This is a genomic window from Rhodococcus sp. (in: high G+C Gram-positive bacteria) (assembly GCF_049286785.1).
Lineage (GTDB): Bacteria > Actinomycetota > Actinomycetes > Mycobacteriales > Mycobacteriaceae > Rhodococcus_F.
The window spans coordinates 1-3015 of record NZ_JBAQEO010000740.1 but is presented as its reverse complement, the minus strand read 5'-3'; the positions used below and the strand labels follow the sequence as shown (position 1 = coordinate 3015).

2 protein-coding genes are annotated in these 3015 nt (G+C 66.5%); one reads left to right on the top strand and one right to left on the bottom strand.

The features are described from left to right. The first annotated feature begins 125 nt into the window (after positions 1-125). Positions 126-1523: an IS1380 family transposase gene (locus tag WAW17_RS26840; protein ID WP_422335903.1), complete on the top strand. Its 1398-nt coding sequence runs from the start codon at positions 126-128 to the stop codon at positions 1521-1523. 418 nt (positions 1524-1941) lie between these two features. Here WAW17_RS26840 and WAW17_RS26835 read toward each other — a convergent pair. Next, a partial coding sequence (locus WAW17_RS26835; RefSeq protein ID WP_422335902.1) for an APC family permease occupies positions 1942-3015 on the bottom strand: 1074 nt, incomplete at its 5' end.

Sequence of the window (3015 nt, the reverse complement as noted above, 5' to 3'; positions counted from 1 at the left end):
CTAAGCCTGATTCCACCGAAGGATCAGCTGCGTAGCAGCGTGTCGAACTGAAGAAAGTGCCCCCTGAACTGGGAAGATTGGAGTTCTCACACAACAAATCCACCAGTTCACGAAAGGCACTTCCGGTGAAAGTGTCCCACAAGTTCATCGACGGCTCAGCCGTGTTCGACGAGGACAACCTCGTCTCGTGCGCCGGACTGGTCCCGGTGATGACCTTGGCCGAACACACCCACCTGTCGGACCTGCTCTCGGAGAAGGTTTCGATCACCACCACCAAGGTCGCCTCCGGAGCGGCGAACCCGGCACCGAAACTGCTCACCCTGATCGCCGGGATGTGCGCAGGCGCCGACAGCATCGACGATATCGACCTGCTGCGCTCGGGCGGCATGACACATCTGTTCGGCAACGTCTACGCACCCTCGACTGTGGGAACGCTACTGCGCGAGTTCAGTTTCGGTCATGCTCGTCAGCTCGAATCCGTGCTCCGCGAACACCTGATCGCACTCACCGGCCGGGTCGAGATCCTGCCCGGTCTCGCCGAGCGGGCGTTCATCGACATCGACTCGCTGCTGCGTCCGGTCTACGGCCACGCCAAGCAAGGCGCCTCCTACGGACACACGAAGATCGCCGGCAAACAGATCCTGCGCAAAGGCCTGTCCCCGCTGGCGACGACGCTCAGCACCGCGGACTCCGCGCCGATCATCGCCGGCATGCGACTGCGCGCCGGGAAAGCCGGCTCCGGTAAAGGTGCAGGTCGGATGGTTACTCAGGCCATCGTCACCGCCCGGGCGGCGGGCGCAACCGGTGCCCTCGTGGTCCGCGGGGATTCCGCGTACGGCACCCGTGCGGTCATCTCGGCGTGCCTGCGCGCGAAAGTGTGCTTCTCGCTCGTCCTGGCCAAGAACACCGCGGTCCAACGCGCGATCGACTCGATTGCCGACGAGGCGTGGACCCCGGTGAAATACCCCGGTGCGGTCCGCGACCCCGACACCGGAGCGTGGATCTCCGACGCCGAGGTCGCCGAAACCACCTACACCGCTTTCGCTTCGACCAAGACTCCGGTCACCGCCCGGTTGATCGTGCGCCGCGTCAAAGACGCCCGCTACCCTGACGCATTGTTCCCGGTGTGGCGATTTCACCCGTTCTTTACCAACACCACCGCCCCGGCCGCCGACGCCGATGTCACCCATCGCCGGCACGCGATCATCGAAACCGTCTTCGCCGACCTCATCGACGGGCCCCTGGCACACATGCCGTCGGGGAAGTTCGGGGCAAACTCCGCCTGGGTGCTCTGCGCGGCGATCGCCCACAATCTGCTGCGCGCCACCGGCGTTCTTGCAGGTGGTGGGCATTCGCGCGCCCGTGGGGCGACGCTACGGCGCAAGATCGTCAACCTCCCCGCCCGATTGTGTCGACCGCAACGAAAACCGATCTTGCGACTACCCACGCACTGGCCCTGGTCGGCCGCCTGGCTTCGACTGTGGGCCAACACCATCGGCCACAGCCCACCCTCGACCACCTGAACATTGACCGACCCGCCGAGACGGCACGACCGGAACCGAACCGTGGAAAAGCTGGGCAGACCAGCGGTCACCGCATGCCCGCAACTGCCCCCACATCCACTCGCCCGGCCGGAACGGGCTTCGGCATCACGTCGGTGAATTCAGGCTAAGATCGTCGCTGCGATCCGGGAGTCGAAGGACACGCGGCCAAGTTCCGTCACAAGCACCTGGGCACCCTCGGCCGCTATGGCAAGCTCGGCGAGGAGACCTCGGCCCGGATCACCGCCGAGAACGACGAACACAACGCCGACGTCAACGCTGACGCCCCACATGGCCTACAGGTGGCGTCCTGGCTGTTCGGGCATGCCTCGTCCAGGGGGCCTCGGTCCGCATGCTCACCGCATTGGTTGCAGGCGCACGACGGCAGAGCCTTCGGGAGTCAGTGCTGTTGCGGTGCAGTCGGTCTGTTTCTCGCGAAGACCAGTCGCAGTGCGCTCACGCCGAGGACGCAGCCGGCGATGAGCGCCAGGGTGGTGGGTTCGTGGACGGCGAGCTGGGCCATGAGCACGATGATGGCGATAACGCATGCGGCTGCCCCCAGGTGTCCGAGCACCCGCTCCCGAGCGCGGTCGGTGGTGCGGGCGTGGAGGTGGTTGATGAGCCCGAAGACGCCGAGGAAGGTGGCCGATCCGAAGGCGAGGAGTTCGTTGATGCCGGGCAGCATGGCGAAGACGGCGCCGAGCAGGGCGAGCATCCACATGGCGTTGGCGGGCACTCCTGCGGGTGTCCGGCCCAGGAAGGGCGGCAGTTCGCGGGCGTCGCTGAGGTCGCGGACGAGCCTGGCGGTGGAGAACAGGGTGGCGTTGATGGCCGACGAGGTGGCCAGCACCGCGGCCCCGGTCGCCAGCCATCGCCCGAAGGTGCCGAGCGCTTCCTGGCCGACGGTCGCGAAGGCCACCTCGCGCTGGGCGACGACGAGCTGGTCCGAGACCAGCATCTGTGAACTCAGCGTCACGGCCACGTAGACGGCGATGACCACGAGCACCGACAGGTAGAGCGCCCTGGGTAGCGTCCGGGTGGGCTGCTCGATGGCGTCGTAGTCGTAGGAGAGCAGTTCGAAGCCCTCGTAGGCGATGAAGATGGAGGCGGCTCCCACGAACACGCCCAGGTAGCCGGTGTCGGTGAGTGGGCTGAGCCGGTGCGGCGTCCACGCGAACAGCCCGATACCGGCGATGGCCGCCAGGATGGCGAGTTTGGCCAGCACCACGGAGTCCTCGGTGAGGCGCGACGCGCCGATGCCCCGAATGTTGATCATCAGGAAAGCCCCGAGAACAACGACGGCCGCGGCCCTGGCGACGAGGTCTCCGGTACCGAAGACGCGGGCGACGTAGTGGCCGAAAGTAAAGGCGTAGACCGCCAGGGCGAGGACGTAGCCGAAGACGAGGTACCAGCTGGTGATCGCCGCGAAGCGCGGGTGGCCTGCCTTGCACAGGTAGGCGTACGGGCCGCCTGA